The following is a 20254-nucleotide window of genomic DNA, read 5'->3' as shown; positions in this document are numbered from 1 at the left end:
TGGGGCATATGGACGCCGGCACGAACTCGGCGCCCTCCCATTGGTCTCGGGCACTATGACGTCGCGGTGTCGTCGCCCCTCAGGAAGCTCTCCAGGCCCGGGGTCAGGCCCGCCACCTGCCCGGGCACGAGCCGGTACAGGACGTAGTAGCCCTCGCGGCGGCGCTCCAGCAGGCCCGCGTCCGCCAGCACGCGCAGGTGCTTGGACAGGGCGGCCTCGCTGACGCCGACGAGCGGGGCCAGTTCCTGGGTGCTGCGTGGGCGTTCGGCGATCAGCCGGAGGGCACGCAGCCGGGTGTCGTCGGCGAGCGCCCGCAACGTGCCGACGAGCCGGGTGGGTGGAATCCTTGGGCGGGCTTCCCGGGCGATGGAGGAGACCGGGAAGACGAGGCCGAGAGGCCACGGACCGTCGCAGTTGACGCGTACGTGCGGCCACACATAGGAGCTGGGGGCGAGCACGAGGGTGTCGTCCGGACCGATGGCGACCTCGTGATCGTGCGGTCGCTCCAGCCAGAAGCGTTCGGTCTGAGGATCGCTGCGCACCTCCGGCCACAGGCCGCGCAGCATCCCGTACAGACCGCGCTGCTCGATCTGGTGTCCGGCCTCGCTGACGCCGGCGGCGAGTTCGGGTTCGAGCCGTGCCCATTCCTCCTCGAACGCCTCCCGCCAGTAGCGCTCCAGCATGCTCAGGAACCGTTCGAGCAGCGCGCGGGGGTCGTCGAGGAGCATCGCGGCGATGGCGTCGTCGCTCTCCCGTGCGAGCCGCTCCCGCAGCAGCCGGCGTACGTCCGGTTCGTCCAGCACGCGCGGGTCCCTGCCCTGGCCGCCGCCCGGCCATGGCGAGAGCAGCGGGATGGCGAACTCCAGCCGGACCAGCTCCGGATCCGCTGTGCGCAGGGCGGCCAGTTCGTCGGCGAAGTCAGTCAGTCCGCCGGTCGGCTGCGGAAAGAGGAACTCCGGGAAGTACGAGCGCACCGCGTAGGAGAACGCCTCGATCTCCCGCTTCAGCGCCGGGGACAGCATGCGCATCGCGCGCACCCAGCCGTGCTGGACGGGGTGGTGCTTGGGCTCCACCAGCACATGGAGACTCAGTACGGCTTCCATCGTCGGCGAGTAGGCGAACCCCACCCGCTCCGCACCAGTGGCCGGAATCCGGAACACGATCGTCATGACCCATCATCCTCTACCGGGCAACGGCCGCGGGCACGCCGTTCTCGCCGTACCTGCCCCGACATGCTGAGCGTATGCAGGACGGCGTCCGCTGGCCGTGCCGGTCTCCCGCAGCACCGCGCTGCGCCATCTGCGGCACTTGCCACTGCCACAGCAGGTGGTCCCGAGGGTGATCGGCGTGGACGGAGCCGCGGCCGCCGCGCGCTGAGCAAGCCGCCTGGCCGGCTCCGGTCGGTGGTCAGCGGGTGTGGCGGCGGACCGCGTCCAGAAGCTGGTCGATGTCTTCGGAGGTGTGAGAGAAGGAGGTGACGAGGCGGACGATGCCCGGCGCCCAGCGATCGTGGTAGAAGGTGTAGCCCTCCGCGAGAAGCCCTTCGGTTGCCTGCTGGGGCAGGCGGCAGAAGAGGATGTTGGCCTGCGAGCTGCTGAGGAGTTCGGTGCCGGGATGGCCTTGAGACCGTCGCCGAGCCGGGCGGCCATCGTGTTGGCCCGGCGGGCGTTTCGCAGCCACAGACCGTCGGTGAGGTAGGCGTCGAGCTGGACGGTGTGAAAGCGCATCTTGGAGGCGAGCTGGCCGGCACGCTTGGCACGGAAGGCGAGTTCGCTGGCCAGTGCCGGATCGAAGGAGACGATGACGTCCGCGGTCATCGCGCCGTTCTTGGTGGCCCCGAAGGACAGCACGTCGATGCCGGCCTGCCAGGTCATCTCGGCCGGTGTGACGCCCAGGTGGTCCAGGGCGTTGGCGAAGCGGGCGCCGTCCATGTGGCAGCGCAGTCCCGCGTCCTTGGCGATGGTTGCCGGACGGCGGATCTCGTCGAGGGCGTAGACGCTGCCGCGCTCCGTGGCCTGACTGATGCTCACCACCGACGGCTGCACACTGTGAACGTCACCGGCCCTGCGGCGCACCGCCTCGCGGAGCGCGTCGGGGTCGATCTTGCTGTCGTGGCCGGGAACCGTGACGAGTTTGGCGCCGCCCGTGAAGAACTCCGGCGCACCGCACTCGTCGACGTTGATGTGACTGGCCGGGTGGCACAGCACGCTGCCCCAGGGTGGGGTCAGGGCAGCCAGACCCAGGCAGTTCGCGGCGGTTCCGGTGGAGACCGGGAAGACCTCGACCTCACGTTCGAAGATCTCGCTCAACCTGTGGCGGACGCTGCCAGTGAAGGGATCGTCGCCGTACGACAGGGCATACCCGGCCGCCGCCGCGGCGACAGCCTGCGCTATCTCGGGCGAGGCGCCCGCCATGTTGTCGCTGAGGAAGGCCTGATTGGAAGGGATGACGTCGGTGCTGATGCTCATAGGTGAGGTTCCTTGGCTCAGGTGCCGATGGGGGAGGCGAAGACGCCGGTGATGTCCACCGCCTCGGCGGCGGTGCGGTAGAAGTGCGGGACATCGCCGGCGAAGGCGAGCATGTCGCCGGGGCCCAGGTCCTGCGGGGCATCGACCGGCCAGGCGGTCACGTGCCCGGCGGCGATGAGCAGGTGCTCGATCGTGCCGGTGGCGTGGGGGACGCCGGTCAGCTCCGTCTCGGGCGGGATACGCAGCCGCCAGTTCTCCAGGCTGATGCGGCGCAGCAGGTCCCGGGCGACCTCGCCCGGCTCAGCGGGGTTGCCCGGCCGGTAGACCGGCCCGGTGTCGGCGTCGCGCGCCGGCAGGTCCGCGATCGGGATGCGCAGCGCGACGGCGATCGCGTCCAGGGTGCCAATCGTCGGATTGCCCTTGCCCGCCTCCATCTGCGACAGCGTGGCCTTGCTCAGCCCGGCGCGCCGGGCAATCTCCGCGGCGCTCATGCCACGCTGCCGGCGGCGCAGACGGATCTTCGCGCCGACCGCGGCCGCGGTACTGCTCACCGGCCGCTGGCCGGACCCAGACGGCGCGGCCATCGGTGGCGGGAGTGGGTGGCGGAGTAGGACACGCGGATACGGCCAAGGTCATTTGGCGACCACCGCCGAATTCGCCAACGGTGTCCTGAGAGGGACGTGACCGAAGCCGGCCCCGAACTGCCCGCCGGCATCAACCCCCTGGGCACCCGAGACCGATACCGGCCGTCGCTGGGTCGGCCCACCGCACTGCGGGTGGTCAGCGCCGCCGCCCTACGGATCATCCACCAAAACCGACCAGAGCTGTCCCGGACCGTGAGGACGCCGCGTCAACGCGCGCAGTTCATCCATTGGCCATCTTGAGTACTCCTGGAATTACCTCGCAATTCTCAGCTGCTTCTCACATCCCACCGGTTTTGTGTCCTGCGTCGCCCGATCGGGCCGTACGACGAAGGAGGCGCATGGTGGCACTACCGGTGACCACGTGGCGGAAACCCGAGAGCCGGGGGGAGGAGCAGCGCCCGGCAGAGGAGCAGCCGTTGCACGTGGCCAGCAGGCTGCACTCGTTCAACCGGTTCGAGCTCAAGTACCTCGTACCGGTCGAGGAGGCGGCCGAGATCCGGGACGAGCTGGCCGAGCGGATGGACCGCGATCTGAACAGCCCGGTCGGCGGGTACGGCGTGTGGAGCCTGTACTACGACACCCCGCAGCTGCGGTTCTACTGGGAGAAGATCGAGGGCCTGAAGTTCCGGCGAAAGCTGCGCATCCGCCACTACGGGAACCTGGACGGGGTGACCGACGAGTCCCCGGTGTGCGTGGAGATCAAGCAGCGCGTCAACCGGGTCACACAGAAGCGCCGCATCACCCTTCCGTACGGCGTCGCCCGCCGGCTGTGCGACGGCCGGGAGATGGTGGAGCACTCCGCCAAGGAAAGCGCCTTCATCCAGGAGGTGCTCGAACTCGTCGTACGGCTGAATCTCCAACCCACCGCGATCACCGGCTACCAGCGCGAGGCCCTGGTCGGCCGAGACGCGGACACCGGACTGCGGGTGACCTTCGACCGGCGCATCCGTGGCCGGGACCGGGACTTCCACTTCGGGACACCGACCCCCGAGAACCGGTTCACCATCCCGCCGCACCTGTCAGTGATGGAGATCAAGGTCAACGAGCGCACGCCGTACTGGATCACGGACCTCGCGGCGCGTCGGAACCTCAACCTGATCCGGGTCTCCAAGTACGTGCAGTCCATCGAGGCGTTCGGCCTGGCACCCCGGTCCGTGTTCCACATCCACGAGGCGGACCACCAGCCGCCGCACACGTATTCGGCGCACGAAGCGCCCTTGAAAGAAGGAGCACAGTGAACTTCGATCTGCAGGAACTCAGCGGTACGTTCAGCGTTACCGACGTCGTCGTCGCCATGGCGCTGTCGTTCATTCTGAGCACGTTGATCGGCCACGTGTACCGGTACACGCACCGCAACGTCTCCTACAGCCAGTCCTACGTCCAGACGCTCATCATCGTCGGGATGGTCGTCGCCCTGATCATGTTGGTGGTCGGATCGAACCTGGCACGGGCCTTCTCGTTGGTCGGCGCGTTGTCGGTGATCCGGTTCCGGAACGCCATCAAGGAGACCAGGGACGTCGGCTTCGTCTTCCTGGCCATGGCCATCGGCATGGCCTGCGGTGCCCGCTTCTACACCCTCGCCGCCGTCGCGGCCGTGGTGATCTGCGTGGTCGTCGTCGTGATGTTCAAGTTCAACTGGTTCGCCCTGAGCGTCCAGCGCCAGGTCGTCAAGGTCCAGGTCCCCGCGGGCGAGGACTACACCTCGGCCATCCGTGACGTCCTCATCCGGTACACCACGGAGTTCGAGCTGGTGAGCACCGAGACGATCCGCGGCGGCGCGCTGACCGAGGTGTTCTACACGGTGCGCATGAAGAAGGGCACCGAGCCCGGCGACCTGGTGGCCGCGCTGCAGGAGCGGACATCGGGCCAGCGGGTGACCGTGCTGACCGGTTACGACTCGACCGACCTGTGATGGCCGGCGGCAGCGAGGCGGCTCCCCGGCGCAGGCCGCGGCGGCTCCGCGACCGGATCCCCGTACGGCTGCGGCACCACTGGAAGCCGGCCGGCACCCTCTGCGCGGGACTGGTGGTGATGGTCTACTTCTTCGGCGACGCCCGAATCTCGCCGTACGTCACCTCCTCCTCCCGCGTGGAGGCGGACGCCATCACGGAGAACGTCGAGGGCACGGTCGACCTGTACGACACCTCGGTCTCCCACTCCATCCAACTGGAGTACGACCAGACCGACTTCACCAAGATGATGAAGGAGTTCCGCGAGGACGGGACCAAGGACTACATCGAGGCCGACCTCACCATCGACGGGGTCTACCTCGAGGACGTCGGAATCCGCCTCAAGGGCAACTCCACACTGTTGTCCCTGCGCGGAAGCGGCCAGGGCATGCGCGGTGGCGGCCGGACCATGCCCGAAGGCGCCGAGCAGGGCGCCCCGGAGGCGCAGCAGGACGGCGCAACCGGGGGCCGGGACCGCGGCCAGGCCAATGGCCGCGGTCCCGGCGGGGCCGGTGGCATGGGGGGCGGGATCACGCAGTACAACCTGTCCGACAAGAAACCCGAGGAACTGCCCTGGCTCATCAAGATCGACGAGTTCATCGAGGGCCGCGCCTATCAGGGCGAGCGTGAGATCTCGCTGCGCCCCGGAAGCAACGGCCAGGTCCCGGTGAACGAGGCCCTCGCGCTGAGCCTGACGGACACCACCGGTCAGAAGAACGAGCGGTACGCCTTCACGTCGGTACAGGTCAACACCCGCCCGGTCGCCACCCGGTTGATGGTCGAGAGCCCGGACACGGATTACGCGGAGTCCATCGCTGACGGCAACGGCGTGCTCTACAAGGCGCGGGCCGGCGGCAGCTTCGAGTACAAGGGCGACGACCCGACCGACTACGAGGAGTCGTTCGAGCAGCTCAACAAGGTGGGCAGTCAGGACCTGGAGCCGGTCATGAAGCTCATCAAGTGGGCGAACGAGGCGTCGGACGAGGAGTTCGAGAAGGAACTCGACCAGCACGTGGACGTCGAGTCCCTGGCGACGTACCTCGCCGCGCAGAACCTGCTCATGAACTTCGACGACATGGCCGGACCCGGCAAGAACTACCTGCTGTGGTACGACCTGGACACCAAGAAGTTCTCGGTCCTGGGATGGGACTACAACTTCACCTTCACCGGCGATGCGACCTCGGGCCCGGACGACGACACGGGCATGGGCGGTGCCTTCGGTGGTGGCGCTGGAGGTGCCACTGGGCAGAGCAGCCAGGGCGGCCAGGGCACAGGTGGCCAAGCCGCGCAGAACATGCCCTCCGGGATGCCGTCAGGAATGCCCGAAGGAATGCCTGAAGGAATGCCTTCGGGGATGCCCGAGAATCTGCCGGAAGGCATGCCGTCCGGAATGCCTTCCGGTCTGCCGGGCGGTCAGAACGGCCAAGGCGGTCAGGGCGGTGAGGGCGAAGGCGGTGGGTTCGCCGGCATGATCGGCCACCCGCTGAAGGAGCGCTTCCTGGACTCGGACACCTTCGATCCCCTCTACAAGAAGGCGTACAAGGAGCTGTACCAGAAGTTCTACGGCTCCGGGACCGCACTGAAGGCGCTGAACGCCATCGCCGAACAGGCGGGGAAGGCCGGTGCCGACGGCAAGGAGCTGGACTCAGCCGTCGAGAAGCTGCGAAAGACGGTCACCGAGCGTACCGCGGCGCTGGCCAAGAACAAGGAGGTGACCGGCTGATCCCCGGTGCCCGGACGGCAGTCCCCCATGGGGCGCCGTCCGGGCGTTCGGCGCACCGCGAACGCCTCACCAGCGAAGGAAGGTCCATGCCCGTCGTGCCGTCGGCGCCCGCGCCACCCCAACACAATGTGCTCGTCGTCGAGGACGACCCCAGCATCCGCACCTTGCTCACTTCCGCCCTGCACGCCGCCGGCTACTCCGTGAGCACCGCCGACACAGGCCAGACCGCCATGTTCGAGGCCGGTCGCGGCCAACCCGACCTGATCGTGCTGGACGTCGGCCTTCCGGACATCGACGGCTTCGCGGTGACCCGTCATCTGCGGGCTGAGGGCGTCTATACGCCGGTGCTGTTCCTGACGGCGCGCACAGACGTCGAGGACCGCATCATCGGCCTCAGCTCCGGCGGCGACGACTACGTCACCAAGCCGTTCCACGTGCAGGAGGTGCTGCTGCGCATCCGTGCCATCCTGCGGCGCAGTGACATGCCACCGGGCGGAGGGACCAGGAGGCCGCCGCTGCGGTACGCGGATCTGGTGCTGGACCAGCAGACCCACGAGGTGCGCCGGGCCGGGCTGCCCATCCAGCTGTCGCCCACCGAGTTCCGGCTCCTGGTCTGCCTGCTTGCGCAGCCAGAACGCGTGGTGGGCAAGAAGCAGATCCTGTCCGAGGTCTGGCACTACGACTTCGCCGGTGACGCCCGCATCGTCGACACCTACGTACGCAACCTGCGGCGCAAGATAGACCGGTTCGAGCCCCAGCTCATCCAGACGGTCCGCGGTGTCGGCTACTGCCTGCGGGCCGCGCGCCCCGGACCGGGGGCGGCGGCGCTGTGAGGCGGTGGCTGCGCCGGCTGAGACCGCGCTCGCTGCGAGCCCGCCTGGTGCTCGGCGTCACGCTGCTGGCCACCTCGGCGGTTCTGCTCTGTCAGGCGGCAGGACTCGCCCTGCTCCACTCCTGGCTGACGGACCAGGTCGACCGGCGACTGACCCGTTTCCAGCCGGTGCCCCAGCTTTACAAGGACGTGGCCGACGGCCGGACGGCGTCAGGGGCGCCCGGCAGGACGGGCAGCCTCCCTTCGGACTACCGGGTGTACTTCTACGACAGAGGCGGCCACCGGATTGCCATGTCGCTGAGCGGCGACGGGGGCAGTGCCGGGCCGCGACTCCCGAAGGCGGAGGCGGAACTCGGCCTCAAGAACGGCCGCCCCGCCACGGTCGCCGCGACCGACGGCGGCAGCACCTGGCGGGTGATCGCCCGGTCCGGCACCGACGGCACCCGGGTCGTGGTGGCGCTGCCTCTGAAGGAGGTGGACGAGGCGACCTCCCGAATGCTGTGGTTCAGCCTCGCTATCGGGGTGGCCGTCGCAGCGGGGGTCGTCCTCTTCGGCACCCTCGCCGTGCGGCTGGGACTGCGGCCGCTGGTCGGCGTCGAGCGCACTGCCAGGCGCATCGCCGAAGGTGAGTTGGAACTGAGCGTTCCGGACCGGCATGCGGTCACCGAGGTCGGCCACCTCAGCCGTGCCCTGAACACGATGCTCGACCGGCTGCGCACCGCGCTGCGTCGCACCGAGGCGTCGGAGCAACGGCTGCGCCACTTCCTGGCGGACGCCGGCCATGAACTGCGAACTCCCCTCACGTCTCTGCAGGGCTTCGCCGAACTCCTGGTGCAGGAGCCGGAGATGAGCCTGGAACGACGCCGGGAGGCGCAGCAGCTGATCGTGCGGAACGCCGACCGGATGAGCCGTCTCATCGAGAGCCTGTCCCAACTGGCCAGGCTCGGTGAGGTCCCCGCGACGCGGTGGCAACCGGTCGACCTCCTCTCTCTCGTGGCCGACGGTATCGCTGCCGTCGCCGTGCGACACCCCGGGCGCAGCATCGGCCTCGGCACTCTCGCCGACCCCGAGGACGACGCCCGCGTGGACGAGCTGGACGTCGTCGACGCCGTCGGCGACCCGCATCAGCTGGCGCAGATCCTGTCGAATCTGCTCACCAACGCGTGCGTCCACACTCCGACCGGGACACACATCCAGGTGCGCGTCGGCACTCTCCGAGTCCGCCCACACGGGCCGGGCACGACGGGACCGGGCCGTACCAGCGCCAACGCTCCGCTCATACCCGGCACTCGGGTCTGTGTCGTCGAGGTCGCCGATGACGGGGCCGGCCCGACCGAGTCGCACGCGCGGCGGGTGTTCGAGCGGTTCTACCGCGCCGATTCGGCCGAGCGGGCCGCGGCAGCGGGGTCCGGCCTGGGGCTTGCGATCGCCGTCGGCGCCGCGGAGGCCAACGGCGGACGTCTGGAACTCGAGGCCAGGCCAGGTGAAGGCTGCACATTCCGTCTGCTCCTGCCGTATCAGCCCGCCGTTGCAGCGACGGCTGCCCCGGCTCCCCACACCTGCGTATAGGGCCGCATCGCTACCAAAAGGAGTGCCACCGGTGAAGCTCAGCACCGTACGACTGGGACAAGGCCGTACAGCCGCCGCACGTCTGCAGAAGAAGCACTGCGTGGTGCTGCCCTACCCGGACGTCGGGGCGCTGATCGCCTCCGGCGAGGACTGGCGGGAACGAGCCGCTGAGGAAACCGGTGAACGCCACCGGCTGGACGACATCTCCTACGCGCCCCTCATCACCCGGCCGAGCAAGATCGTTCGTGTGGGACCCAACTACGCCACACGGGTACGAGAGACGGGCACCTCCTTCCCCACCGTTCCGGTGTTCTCCGTGCGGCAAGGCGGCCAAGGCGTTGCCGGTGCCCGCGACGCCATCTGCCTGCCGGCCGAGGGACGGAACGTGGACTGGGGCGTGGAGTTGGGCCTGGTGATCGGGTGCCGGACCCGTGGAGTCACGGCCCGGACGGCGCTGCGCCATGTCGCGGGCTACACCGTCGTCAACGGCGTCGCCGCGCGGAGCGACTCGGGAAGCGCCCCCGCGGCGGGACTGTCCACGGACGTCACCCTGGTGGGACCCGCCATGGTCACCACCGACGACGTGCCGATGGGCGGCCGCGGTCTGACGATGAGCTGTGTCATCGACGGGCGGGTCCGCCAGAAGGCGAACACCTCGCAGCTGATCTTCGACGTCGCCACCGTCATCGCCCAGGTCAGCACCGTGACCACGCTGCTGCCCGGAGACCTGATCACGATGGGCACACCGGCCGGACCCGGCACCGTTGGCGAACCCGAGGTCCTTCTGTACCCCGGTGCGGACATGGTCACCGAGATCAAGGGTGTCGGGGAACTCAGGAACTCCGTGATGCGGTCGTGTCCGCAGTGAACCGTGGGAGCACTTTCGGCCATAGATCTGACTCCCCGTCAGTTCCCAGCATTTTTTCCCCGCCTCCACAGGCAGGGCGGCAACAGTGAGGCCGCGGCCCGGACCAGGGCCTCAGAGCCGCAGTCTGCCGTCCCCTCACGCCTGAGGAAGCCATGACTCCCACCCCCCACCTCACCGAGACCACCGCCCGCCCGGAGCGCTTGGCCCCGTTCCAGCAGGTCGAGCGGTCCCTTCACGCACATGCCGGTACCGCGACGGTCGACATCGTCGTGCCGGTCTACAACGAGGAACGCGCCCTGCCCGGCTGCCTGCGCACACTCCACGCCCGACTGGCGACGGACTTCCCCTTTCCGTGGCGGATCACTGTCGCCGACAACGCCAGCACCGATGACACCCTCGCCACCGCCCGTCGCCTCGCCGACGAACTGCCGGGCGTCGGCGTCGTGCACCTCGACCGCAAGGGCCGCGGGCTCGCCCTGCGCACCGTCTGGGGCGCCAGCGACGCGGACATCGTCGTGTACATGGACGTGGACCTGTCCACCGGCCTCGACGGGCTGCTTCCGCTGGTTGCGCCCCTGGCCAGCGGTCACTCGGACCTCGCCATCGGTTCCCGGCTGGCACCCGGGTCGCGCACGGTGCGCGGCCCACGCCGCGAATTCATCTCCCGCTGCTACAACGGCATCATCCGGCTCACGCACGGCGTCCGGTTCACCGACGCCCAGTGCGGATTCAAGGCCGCCCGCACCGAGGTGCTGAAGCCGTTGCTGCAGGTGACCCGCGACGACGCGTGGTTCTTCGACACCGAGCTGCTGCTGCTCGCCGAGCACAACGGACTGCGTGTCCACGAGGTCCCCGTCGACTGGGTCGAGGACGTCGACACCCGGGTGGACATCGTGGGCACCGCCACGGACGACCTGCGAGGACTGTGGCGGATGGGGCGGCTCAAGGCATCCGGCGGCGCCCGGGTCGACGTACCGTCTCGCCCCGCACCGGCCGCCGAGCACCCCGACGCGGTCCTCGCACCCGCCACCCGACGTGGCGCCTTGTCCTGGGAGGTCGGCTGCTTCCTGGCGATCGGTGTCGTCTCCACGGCCGGGCAGGCGCTGCTGTACTGGCTGCTGCGCGGTTGGTGGAGCCCGGCTGTCGCCAACCTGGTCTCGCTGCTCGTCCTCACCGTCCTCAACACGGAGGCGAACCGACGCCTCACCTTCCGGTACTCCACGGCTCCGCCCGCGCGGGCGCACCTGGGCGCCGGCGGCCTGTTCGTCCTGGGCTACCTGGTCACCTCCGGCGCGGTGCTGTGGTTCAAGTCGATCGACCCCGGGGCCTCGACAGCCGCGGAGACCGCGATCCTCGCCACGGCATCCGTCGCGGTCACCTGCGTGCGATTCACCGTGCTGCGGCTGGCCGTCTTCACCAGCACCCCCCGCCGTACCCGTTGACGAGAGCGACTTCCTACATGAGCAATCCCACGCACCTCAAGCCCGTAACGGCCGCCTCAACACCCGACGATCCGCCTGCGTTCGTCCGCTCGCTGCCCGCCTGGGCGGCACCGGCCGCACTCGGAGCGATCCTCGTGCTCGCGGCCGTCCTGTACGGCTGGGCACTGGGCTCTCTGGGATGGGCCAACAGCTACTACTCCGCGGCCGTGAAATCGATGGGGAAGAGCTGGACCAACTTCCTCTTCGGCTCCTTCGACCCGGCCGGGGTGATCACGGTCGACAAGCCGCCGGCCGCGCTGTGGCCGCAGGTGGTCAGCAGCAAGGTCTTCGGGTTGCACGGCTGGGCGCTGGTGCTGCCGCAGATGATCGAGGGCGTGGCGGCGGTCCTCGTCCTGCACCGCACCGTGCGGCGCTGGGCGGGCGAGGGGGCGGCGCTCGTCGCCGCACTGGTGCTCACTCTCACGCCCATCACCGTGGCCATCAACCGGGACAACAACCCCGACACGCTGCTCGTCCTGCTGCTGGTGTCCGCGGCGTACGCGCTCACCCGCGCGTTGCAGGCCGAGGGCAGGATCGCGACCTGGTGGCTGTGTGCGAGCGGCTTCCTGATCGGGTGCGGATTCCTCACCAAAATGCTCGCCGCCTGGATGGTCATTCCCGCGTTCACCCTCGCCTGGCTCGTGGGAGGAAGCGGCCCCTGGATACCGCGAGTGCGGAGTCTGCTGGGCGCGGGGGCCACCCTGGCGGCGTCCTCCTTGTGGTGGGTCGCCATGGTCGCCCTGTGGCCGGGCGACCGCCCCTACATCGGCGGCAGCAAGGACGGTTCGGCCTGGGATCTCGTGGTCGGCTACAACGGGCTGGGCCGGGTCTTCGGCTCGAGCGACGGAATGTCCCAGAGCATGGGCGGGTTCGGCGGCGGGTTCGGTGGCGCGTCCGGCCTGGGCCGGTTGTTCAACGCGCAGGTGGGCGGCCAGATCAGCTGGCTGCTGCCGGTCAGCGCACTGGCCTTGGCCGTCGCCCTGGTCGGCGTGGTGATGCGCCGACGCGGCATGCTGTCCGCCGACGCCCTGCTGCCGGCCTCCGGCTGGCTGCTGTGGGGGACCTGGCTGGTGGTCTGCGCGGCCGTGTACTCGACACAGAAGGGCATCTTCCACCCCTACTACACCACTCAGCTCGCTCCGGCGATCGCCGCCCTGTGCGGCGGACTGACCGCCGCCCTGGTCCGTGTCCACCGTGCCGGCGTGCGCTGGGCGCCCCTGGTGGGCGTGGCCGCGGTCGTGGTCAGCGCGGTCTGGGCCGTAGCACTGGTCCGCCGTGACTCCGACTGGAACGGCTGGCTGGTGTGGCCGGTCCTGCTGCTCGGCTGCGCCGCGGTCGTCCTGCTGCTCCTCGCGCGGCGGCGTGGTCGGCTGCTGACGGTCGCCGTGGGTGCTGCCGTCGCGTCGGTCCTGGTGGCCCCGGGAGCGTGGGCGGTCAGCGTACCGGGCTCGACATCCGCTATGGGCGGGTCCAACCCGACGGCCGGTCCGACGACGTTCGGCTTCGGCGGGGGCGGCCGCATGCCCCGGCAGAGCGGGAACGACGGCGACCTTCCGTCGGGGATGCCGTCGGGCTTCCCGGGTGGTGACGCGCCTTCGGGGCAGTCCGGTCAGCCCTCCTCCGGCGATGTTCCTTCGGGAATGCCGTCAGGTATGCCGTCCGGTATGCCCACAGGGGGAGCGACCGGCATGCCCGGCATGTCCGGAGGCTCTACCTCGGGAGACAGCGACATGCCGTCATTTCCCGGCGGCGGTTCCGGGATGGCCCCGAGCGGACGCGGTGGCTTCGGCGGCGGCGCGGAACTCACCAGCGAGCAGCGCAAGATCCTCGACTACGCCGTGGAGCACGCACCTCAAGCCCGCATCAAGCTCTCCGTCGAAGGCGGTGCCATGGCCGCCAGCTCCTTCATCCTGGGCTCGGACGAGACCGTCATCGGCATGGGTGGTTTCATGGGCAGCGACAACGCGCCGTCGGTGGACCAGTTGAAGGAGTGGACGAAGAGCGGGGAACTACGCTACGTCCTGGGCTCCGACACGAACAGCGGCGGCAGGCCGGGCATGACCGGGTCCCGCAACTACAGCAAGCAGCGTTCCGACTGGATCGCCGACAACTGCACCCAGGTTCCGGCATCGGCGTACGGCGGCACGACGTCGAAGGCGAGCAGCGGTAGTGCGATGGGCTTCGGAGCAGGAGCCGACGTGCTCTACGACTGCACTGCCAAGTAGGCGACGCCGGAGCAACAGGGACCACCCGGGAGAACGGACCAGCATCACGTCATGACCGAGCAGTCCGCAACGACTCGTCCGCGACATCGGCTTCTCGTGGTCGAGGACGAGCCCAGCATCCGCACCCTGCTGGAGGCGACGCTCCGCCTGACCGGATACGAGGTGAGCAGCACCGACACCGGACAGTCCGCCCTCGTCGAGGTCGAACGCCTGCGACCGCACCTGGTGCTGCTCGACGTGATGCTGCCCGACCTGGACGGCTTCGAGGTGACCCGCAGGCTGCGGGCGGCGGGGGACGAATGTCCGATCCTGTTCCTGACCGCCCGCACCGGCACCGACGACCGCATCCAGGGCCTGAGCGTCGGCGGCGACGACTACGTCTCCAAACCGTTCAGCATCGAGGAGGTGCTGCTGCGTATCGAGGCCATCCTGCGCCGCACGGCACCGGTGGACGCGGCACTCCCGCTACCGAGCGTCCTGCGCTACGCCGACCTCGAACTCGACGAGGGCGCTCACGAGGTGCACCGCGCGGGACAGTACATCGCCCTCTCCCCGACCGAGTTCAAGCTCCTGGCCTACCTCCTGTCCAACGCCGGCCAGGTGGTGAGCAAGGTCCAGATCCTCGACCACGTCTGGAGCTACGACTTCGCCGGTGACGCCAGGATCATCGAGACGTACGTCCGCTACCTGCGCAGGAAGATCGACTCCTTCGAGCCGCCGCTCATCCAGACCGTGCGCGGCGTCGGCTACTGCCTGCGGCTGCCCCGCGACCACGAGGGAACGCCGGAGCAGTGATCCCCCGCCTGCCACGGCCACCCGGCTCACTGCGACAACGACTGATCCTCGGCGTCACCGTCCTCGCCACGGCGGCGGTACTGACCTCCCAGGCCATCGGCTACGTGGTGCTCCGCTCCTGGCTGCTCGATCGCGTCGACCAGCAGCTGGTGGAGTTCCACCCCCCGACCCCGACCTTCCACGACGCCCTCCGGAATGCTTTCCCCGCGCCGACCGAGCACCTGGACGCCCTGCCGTCGGATTTCCACGTCTACTTCTACGACTCCTCCGGGCTTCGCCTGAACAACTCCCTCGGCACGGAGGCAAAACCGGGGCCTCGGCTGGCCGATCAGGCACAGGACCTCGACCTGAGGGACGGGCACCCGGAAACCGTGTCCGCCATCAGCGGTGACGGCCGCTGGCGGGTACTGCTCAGCCCTGGCCCGAACGGCATGAGCGCGGTGGTCACCCTGCCGCTCGACACCGTCGACGGCGCCACCTCGAAGCTGTTGTGGCTGAACGCCGTGCTGCTCGCTGTCACGATCGCCGGCCTGCTCGCCCTGGGCAGGTCGGTGGTGAGGCTGGGGCTGCTGCCACTGACCAGGGCGGAACGAACTGCCCAGCACATCACCGCGGGCCGGCTCGACCTGCGACTGCCGCACACCGACCCGCGCACCGAGATCGGACGACTGGGCCGGGTGTTGAACTCCATGCTCGACAGACTGCAGACCGCCCTGCTGGCCCGCGAGACCTCCGAGGCACGGCTGCGCCGGTTCATCGCGGACGCCGGGCACGAACTGCGCACTCCGCTCACCACCATCCAGGGGTACGCCCAGCTCGCACTGCGTCCGGAGCGGCGCCCGGAGCGTGAGCTGCGGGAGGCCAACCGGTTCATCGCGCAGAACGCGGAGCGCATGAGCCTGCTCGTCGACGACCTCCAACTGCTCGCCACCCTGGACCGCGAACCCTCCTACCGCAGAGAACGGGTCGACCTGCTCTCGCTCGCGGCGGACGCAGTGAGCGCGGCCGCCGTCCACAGCCACTCCCACCCCGTCGGCCTCGGCCCGCTGCCCACTCCGGCAGATCCGGGCGGCACCGAGGAACTCGACGTGGCCGAGACCGTCGGCGACCCGCGCCGACTGGGCCAGATCCTGGAGAACCTGCTGTCCAACGCCCGCATCCACACGCCGCCGGGCACCCGTGTCCACGTACGGGTGGGCACGACAGAGACCGGACCCGGAACCGGCGGCACCGACCGGCCGGGACGCACCTCCGCATCGCCGCCGCTCCCGGAGCGCCTCCCGGTCAGCGTGATCGAGGTGGCGGACGAAGGACCGGGCCTCGCCCCCGTCGACGCCGAGCACGTCTTCGAGCGCTTCTACCGGGCCGACCCCGCCCGTTCCCGCAGCCACGGCGGGAGCGGCCTCGGCCTCGCCATCGCCGCGGCCATCGCCCAGGGCCACGGCGGCCGTCTCGAACTCGACACCGTCCCGGGCGAGGGCTGCACCTTCCGCCTGCTCCTCCCAGCAGCCGACCTCGGGCAGGGCCGTTGATGAGTCGGTGCCTTCGGGTGCCAGAGGTGATGCGCGGTGCTCGCGCCGGTACGGGCGTCCGACGTTCCGACAGACCGTCGGCCACGCCGCGTCATGGCTGCGCCGAGGGTTGTCAGGCGCCGGCGGCGGGCGGCTCCGGGCGGGTCCGCCGTCGGCTGGGCTCCTGCCGCCGGGGCTGGTCAGAGCTCTCGTACTTGGCGCGGCCTGATCGACGCGCGGATAGCGCGGCAGCAGGAAGATCAGCAGGAGAGCCCGTTGTACTTGACCTGCGGAATCGACCGGGCTGAGGATCACCACGACGTCGCCATGGTCGACCAGGACGCTCGACTGCTCGGCAAGCTCAGGATCGGTGATGACGCATCGGGCTTGCAGGACCTGCTCCCTTGCTGGCCGAGCATGGTGACAGTCCTGAGGACCCCATCCCGATCGCGATAGAGACTTCTCGTGGACACCTTGTGACCTGTCTGCAGGCTTCTGGCCGCCGGGTATACGCGATCAACCCGATGACTGTCGCTCGGTACCGCCACCGGCACGTCGTCTCGGCTGTTCGAGGGGGGTGTCCAGGTGTGAAAGCGGGGGCGTGGTGCGGTCGCCGCCGGAGGAGAACGACATCAGCCGCGGCGACCGCGGGACGCCAGCGAGCAATCCACGGCCCGTTCAACGCCCCTCCGGGCCTGTCGGCGCCCGGGGTGTGCGGGAGTCACCTCGGTGGACTGTCACACCGCAGGGGCGGGACCTGGAACCGCGGGAGCCGCCGCAGCGCACGGTTCCGGCGTCTTCTTCCCGTTCCGCCCGCTGTACCCGGTTCCCCTTGTGGAGACCGCTCACCTGGCGGGCGGGACGCGCGGACGTCGACCCCACGCGCCTGGCCATCGGTGGAGCGAGTGCGGGCGCGGGGCTCACAGACAGCCGTCCGCCCATGGATGGCCGCCGTTTCCGCACCGTCCACCACCCCTACCGGGCCGCTGCCGGGTGGCACACCACCCACTCGCCGAAGCCCGGCGCGAAGGACCTCGGCACCTGCGGCGGATAGACGTGCACCTCAGGAGCCCCCCTCACGGCTCGGCCGGGAGGTTTCCCCCTCGGGAGCGGCTTGGTCCCCTGGCTGACCTGGCTCGGGGATCCTCCACTGCGTATGGTCGGGCCAGAGCAGGACACCCAGGGCACCCTCCAGGTCCACGAACGACAACATGTCGGGCCAGACCGTGCCATTGAGCACGTTGGTGATGGCCTGCCGATTGACACCGCTCCTCTTCGCGAGGGCGTTGGCGCTGACTCCCGCTCTGCCATCGCCTCAGCGAGCTTGCGGGCTATGGCCTGTGCGACGAGAGCACCTCGATGCAGCTCCATCACGGCGTGCGGCCAGTCGCCGTCGATGACGAAGCTGCTCGGCTTCTTGGCACGTCTGATTCCTCGAGGCACGGCATAAGCGTGGCCGAGGTGCACCCAAGGTGCGCCTGCGCCACCTGACACAAGCCTTCTTGCGGACAGGGTCTGGGCCAGCCCGCAGTCCACTGCTGGCACGCTCATCGTGGGAGCTGACCGCGTCGCACTCGATTCCGGCGTGGCCTGCATTGGCGCTGCACTTCCACGTCGCGTGCGTGGACCCGGCCGTGGACTCGTACGCGGAGTCTGTGGGGTGTTGTGGTACCTGGCAAGCGGGCGGTCATCCACGAGGCTGAGGTCCCAAGCGGACGCGATCACCGCCTAAACCGGTCAGCCGGTTTGAGGGCTGCGGATCTCCGAGAAGGACAGCGCGTGCGGCGTCGTGATCGACAGCGACTTCAGGCCATGGCCAGGACGGCCGAGACCAAGGACCGCAGGCAGACGCGCTCGGCTTCCTCGTCCGGCAGGGAGAGGTGTTGCATCGTCAGTCCGTCGAAGCCGGCCAGGAAGAACCTCGCGATCGCCTCGGCGGGCTGGCCGAGCCGGTGACCGGTGCGTTCGGCGGCCTGCTCGACCTGCTTCGTCGTCACCGCCAGGATCTCGCCGTGGTGGCTCTGAAGAGCCTCCTTCAGGTGTGGCGTACGCAGGGCGAACATGCTCAGCTCGGTGAGCAGCTGATACGACGCGGGCTGTTCGAGCACGGTACGCCAGAGTGCTTCGGCGAGCGTGACGAGGGTTTCCTCGAAGCTCGCGTCCGTGGGCGCGGCCCGTGTCACCTGGTCGACGAGGTCGTGCGTGAGCTGTTGCATGACGGCCCGGTACAGCTCCTCCTTCGTGCCGAAGGTGTAGTGCAGGGTCGCCTGGGCCACGCCGAGCTCGGCGGCGATGGCGCGGGTGCTGCCGGCGGCGACGCCCTCCCTGGCCATGAGGCCGATGGCCGCCTTGATCAGTTGTGGGCGGCGCTCCGCCGCGGATACATGAGCCATGAAGCGATCCTATCCGACTCAGTCTGTCGAACAGGTCGCTCGACAAATCGTCGGTACATGATGAGGGCCGCTCCTGGGCGGCGGCCGGCTGGACCGGCGGACCGGCCGCCGGCCCAGGAGCATTCACCGTCTGTCAGCGAGCGGTCCTCGATGCCTCGGAACGGAGCAGGGTGTTGAGGTTGGCCATGGAGGTGCGCATTCCGGCGCGCATCGCGGGCTGCTGTATGGAGTCGAGGAGCTGGCCCAGGGGGCCGAGGCCGATGGTGTACTCGACCTGGTAGAGCATCTCGGTCGCCTCCTGTCCGTCGGCGGTCTGGACCGGGCGGAACTCGAAGATGTTGGTGATGTCCTGGAGCGGGGCGAATCCGACGCCGGTGTCGACGCGGCGCTTCAGGGGCACGATCTCCTCGACGGTCCAGACCGAGTCGGTCTTGAGCGGGCCGAGGGTGCGGTTGCGCTCGGAGTAGGTCTTGCCGATGGTGGCGACGCCGTGGTGGTCGGTGACCTCGATGGCTCCGGCGACCCACTCCGCGTACCGATCGGTGCGGGCGATGACGTCCCAGACTCGTGTCACGGGGGCGTCGATGACGGCGGTCTCGCTGACCACGTACTTGTTCATCGCGGGATTTCCTCTCGGATGTCGCTTGCGCTCAGTTCTGGTGGAGGAGGAGTTCGGTGGCGGTGTGGCGGCCGGAGCGGACCGCGCCGTCCATGTAGCCGTTCCAGTAGGGGGAGAACTCGGCGCCCGGCGACAACTGCCGTGCGTCCCCCACCAGTTCACTCACACAGGGATCAACGACCCGGAACACCTACCGTTTCGGATCAATAGGACTCTGGCACATTCGCCTCCGCTCGCGATATTGCCTCTTCAGGCGTCGCCTCATTAGGCACGTCGCCTGTAGCGAGAACTATCTCGCGATACCTGTCCGCGAGCACGGCTGCAGCCACCCGCGACTCCACGTCCAGCTTTCGCACAATCCTCGTCAGATGCGATCGAATCGTCCGTTCGGCCACGCCGAGCTCTGCCGCAAGCTTCCGGTTGGTCATGCCGGTAGGCAGTAGAGACAGAACTTCACGCTCACGCGAAGTCAGCGCTGCGATACGGATGGACACGTCTCCCTTTTGGGTACTCAAAAATCCCCCCGGATTTGAGATTTTTTGAACTGGTCAGACGCCCAGAGACTGTACCTAAACCAAACCTTTCAATCCGAGGCATCAAGAGGAGCGCGCCCTCTGATCACCTTGCCTGACAGGGTCTGAGGTGCAATCGCCCACTCGCATCGCCGTACGGCGGTCCCTCACACCGCGCCGTCGGCACCTCAAGAAAACCGCCTGCAAGGCGCGTCGGCATTAGAGGCCGCCGATCCTCAATGCCGCCTGATACTCCGCTGACGGATTGGCCGGAACTGGCCCGTACCCTGCCCTTGCCACTCAGGTCGAGGCGTCTGAAAATCCCCGGTCAGCGGCATGGCCCTGCGACACAGCTCGCCGGCACGACTCCTCGCCTTGCCCTCACACGACCCACCCAGCTTCTGGCCGAGCCCCCGCAGGTGCACTGCACCTTCATCGCGCACAAGGACCGATTCGTATTCTCGTCAGCACTCCAGCACAACAATGATGCCCGCAGAACAGGCAAGGTATCTTCACTCTCAAAAAACCCAGAAATTGAGCGCTCCTCAAACGTCGATATCCGGCCAATACGCCGCCTTCGGGCGGCGTTCCGTGCACTGCCAGGAGAAATCTAAGAGAGCCCTTCCGCAAGCACTACCCTCATCTTTTGGCACCCGGAGGGGGTG

General features: G+C 68.9%; 19 protein-coding genes and 1 pseudogene. 12 read left to right on the top strand and 8 right to left on the bottom strand.

All coding sequences use genetic code 11. The features are described from left to right. Positions 1 to 53: 53 nt before the first annotated feature. The 3 genes from CES90_RS37455 to CES90_RS37445 are packed head-to-tail and all read right to left on the bottom strand — an operon-like array spanning position 54 to position 3019. Entirely contained in the window at positions 54 to 1169 is a 1116-nt protein-coding gene (locus CES90_RS37455) for an ArsR/SmtB family transcription factor (protein WP_189784358.1), read from the bottom strand. A gap of 6 nt (positions 1170 to 1175) precedes the next feature. Beyond that, positions 1176 to 2468, bottom strand: a complete 1293-nt coding sequence (locus tag CES90_RS52150; protein ID WP_373313421.1) for a threonine aldolase family protein — start codon at positions 2466 to 2468, stop codon at positions 1176 to 1178. A 17-nt stretch (positions 2469 to 2485) separates the two neighbouring features. After that, the gene (locus CES90_RS37445; RefSeq protein WP_229913975.1) at positions 2486 to 3019 is read right to left on the bottom strand and encodes a helix-turn-helix domain-containing protein; all 534 of its coding nucleotides are present in this window, start codon (positions 3017 to 3019) and stop codon (positions 2486 to 2488) included. A gap of 515 nt (positions 3020 to 3534) precedes the next feature. Between CES90_RS37445 and CES90_RS37440 the strand changes: the two genes are divergently transcribed. From CES90_RS37440 to CES90_RS50390, 12 genes and pseudogenes are all read left to right on the top strand, one after another. Continuing rightward, positions 3535 to 4350, top strand: a complete 816-nt coding sequence (locus tag CES90_RS37440) for a polyphosphate polymerase domain-containing protein (protein WP_107468000.1) — start codon at positions 3535 to 3537, stop codon at positions 4348 to 4350. Continuing rightward, the gene (locus CES90_RS37435; protein ID WP_055539676.1) at positions 4347 to 5024 is read left to right on the top strand and encodes a DUF4956 domain-containing protein; all 678 of its coding nucleotides are present in this window, start codon (positions 4347 to 4349) and stop codon (positions 5022 to 5024) included. Before CES90_RS37440 ends, CES90_RS37435 begins: the two co-directional genes overlap by 4 nt. Beyond that, the gene (locus tag CES90_RS37430; RefSeq protein WP_189784359.1) at positions 5024 to 6784 is read left to right on the top strand and encodes a CotH kinase family protein; all 1761 of its coding nucleotides are present in this window, start codon (positions 5024 to 5026) and stop codon (positions 6782 to 6784) included. Before CES90_RS37435 ends, CES90_RS37430 begins: the two co-directional genes overlap by 1 nt. An 86-nt stretch (positions 6785 to 6870) precedes the next feature. Continuing rightward, positions 6871 to 7617 (top strand): response regulator transcription factor, encoded by a 747-nt coding sequence (locus tag CES90_RS37425; protein WP_055539678.1) that lies wholly within the window; start codon positions 6871 to 6873, stop codon positions 7615 to 7617. Next, positions 7614 to 9185, top strand: a complete 1572-nt coding sequence (locus CES90_RS37420; protein WP_189784360.1) for a sensor histidine kinase — start codon at positions 7614 to 7616, stop codon at positions 9183 to 9185. Before CES90_RS37425 ends, CES90_RS37420 begins: the two co-directional genes overlap by 4 nt. A gap of 31 nt (positions 9186 to 9216) precedes the next feature. Further along, a complete protein-coding gene (locus tag CES90_RS37415; RefSeq protein WP_189784361.1) occupies positions 9217 to 10053 on the top strand; it encodes a fumarylacetoacetate hydrolase family protein in 837 nt (278 codons plus the stop codon). 152 nt (positions 10054 to 10205) lie between these two features. Continuing rightward, entirely contained in the window at positions 10206 to 11495 is a 1290-nt protein-coding gene (locus tag CES90_RS37410; protein WP_079054937.1) for a bifunctional glycosyltransferase family 2/GtrA family protein, read from the top strand. Between the two features lie 17 nt (positions 11496 to 11512). After that, positions 11513 to 13759 (top strand): ArnT family glycosyltransferase, encoded by a 2247-nt coding sequence (locus CES90_RS37405; protein ID WP_229913976.1) that lies wholly within the window; start codon positions 11513 to 11515, stop codon positions 13757 to 13759. A gap of 51 nt (positions 13760 to 13810) precedes the next feature. Continuing rightward, positions 13811 to 14554 carry a response regulator transcription factor gene (locus tag CES90_RS37400; RefSeq protein WP_055539682.1) on the top strand — a complete coding sequence of 248 codons (744 nt, stop codon included), beginning with the start codon at positions 13811 to 13813 and terminating at the stop codon, positions 14552 to 14554. Beyond that, positions 14551 to 16086 (top strand): sensor histidine kinase, encoded by a 1536-nt coding sequence (locus CES90_RS37395; protein WP_189784362.1) that lies wholly within the window; start codon positions 14551 to 14553, stop codon positions 16084 to 16086. The genes CES90_RS37400 and CES90_RS37395 overlap by 4 nt, the downstream gene beginning before the upstream one ends. 306 nt (positions 16087 to 16392) lie before the next feature. Further along, positions 16393 to 16628, top strand: a pseudogene (locus tag CES90_RS50395) (IS110 family transposase); the annotation flags it as partial. A gap of 269 nt (positions 16629 to 16897) precedes the next feature. Next, complete coding sequence (locus CES90_RS50390; RefSeq protein WP_189784363.1) at positions 16898 to 17119, top strand: hypothetical protein; 222 nt, start codon at positions 16898 to 16900, stop codon at positions 17117 to 17119. 9 nt (positions 17120 to 17128) lie between these two features. Here the strand turns inward: CES90_RS50390 and CES90_RS50385 are convergent, their stop codons facing one another. From CES90_RS50385 to CES90_RS37375, 5 genes are all read right to left on the bottom strand, one after another. Then, a complete protein-coding gene (locus tag CES90_RS50385; protein WP_229913984.1) occupies positions 17129 to 17314 on the bottom strand; it encodes a hypothetical protein in 186 nt (61 codons plus the stop codon). 556 nt (positions 17315 to 17870) lie between these two features. Continuing rightward, positions 17871 to 18458, bottom strand: a complete 588-nt coding sequence (locus tag CES90_RS37385; RefSeq protein ID WP_055539685.1) for a TetR/AcrR family transcriptional regulator — start codon at positions 18456 to 18458, stop codon at positions 17871 to 17873. 133 nt (positions 18459 to 18591) lie between these two features. Further along, positions 18592 to 19077, bottom strand: a complete 486-nt coding sequence (locus CES90_RS37380; RefSeq protein ID WP_107467999.1) for an SRPBCC family protein — start codon at positions 19075 to 19077, stop codon at positions 18592 to 18594. A gap of 31 nt (positions 19078 to 19108) precedes the next feature. Beyond that, on the bottom strand, positions 19109 to 19243 hold the full coding sequence (locus CES90_RS51415) for a hypothetical protein (protein ID WP_269801974.1): 135 nt from the start codon (positions 19241 to 19243) through the stop codon (positions 19109 to 19111). Positions 19244 to 19280: 37 nt separating this feature from the next. Beyond that, on the bottom strand, positions 19281 to 19571 hold the full coding sequence (locus tag CES90_RS37375) for a helix-turn-helix domain-containing protein (RefSeq protein ID WP_268257066.1): 291 nt from the start codon (positions 19569 to 19571) through the stop codon (positions 19281 to 19283). Positions 19572 to 20254: the final 683 nt, after the last annotated feature.

Source organism: Streptomyces capitiformicae (genome assembly GCF_002214185.1).
Classification (GTDB): domain Bacteria; phylum Actinomycetota; class Actinomycetes; order Streptomycetales; family Streptomycetaceae; genus Streptomyces; species Streptomyces capitiformicae.
Note: the sequence above shows the minus strand (reverse complement) of the source record. Positions and strands in the feature narration are given on the sequence as shown.

What these genes read in the sequence shown, in the direction of transcription:
- CES90_RS37400 (WP_055539682.1), top strand. Translation starts at nt 13,811, where the DNA reads ATGACCGAGCAGTCCGCAACGACTCGTCCGCGACATCGGCTTCTCGTG.
- CES90_RS37380 (WP_107467999.1), bottom strand. Translation starts at nt 19,077, where the DNA reads ATGAACAAGTACGTGGTCAGCGAGACCGCCGTCATCGACGCCCCCGTG.
- CES90_RS52150 (WP_373313421.1), bottom strand. Translation starts at nt 2,468, where the DNA reads ATGAGCATCAGCACCGACGTCATCCCTTCCAATCAGGCCTTCCTCAGC.
- CES90_RS37425 (WP_055539678.1), top strand. Translation starts at nt 6,871, where the DNA reads ATGCCCGTCGTGCCGTCGGCGCCCGCGCCACCCCAACACAATGTGCTC.
- CES90_RS37385 (WP_055539685.1), bottom strand. Translation starts at nt 18,458, where the DNA reads ATGGCTCATGTATCCGCGGCGGAGCGCCGCCCACAACTGATCAAGGCG.
- CES90_RS37455 (WP_189784358.1), bottom strand. Translation starts at nt 1,169, where the DNA reads ATGACGATCGTGTTCCGGATTCCGGCCACTGGTGCGGAGCGGGTGGGG.
- CES90_RS37430 (WP_189784359.1), top strand. Translation starts at nt 5,024, where the DNA reads ATGGCCGGCGGCAGCGAGGCGGCTCCCCGGCGCAGGCCGCGGCGGCTC.
- CES90_RS37405 (WP_229913976.1), top strand. Translation starts at nt 11,513, where the DNA reads ATGAGCAATCCCACGCACCTCAAGCCCGTAACGGCCGCCTCAACACCC.
- CES90_RS37410 (WP_079054937.1), top strand. Translation starts at nt 10,206, where the DNA reads ATGACTCCCACCCCCCACCTCACCGAGACCACCGCCCGCCCGGAGCGC.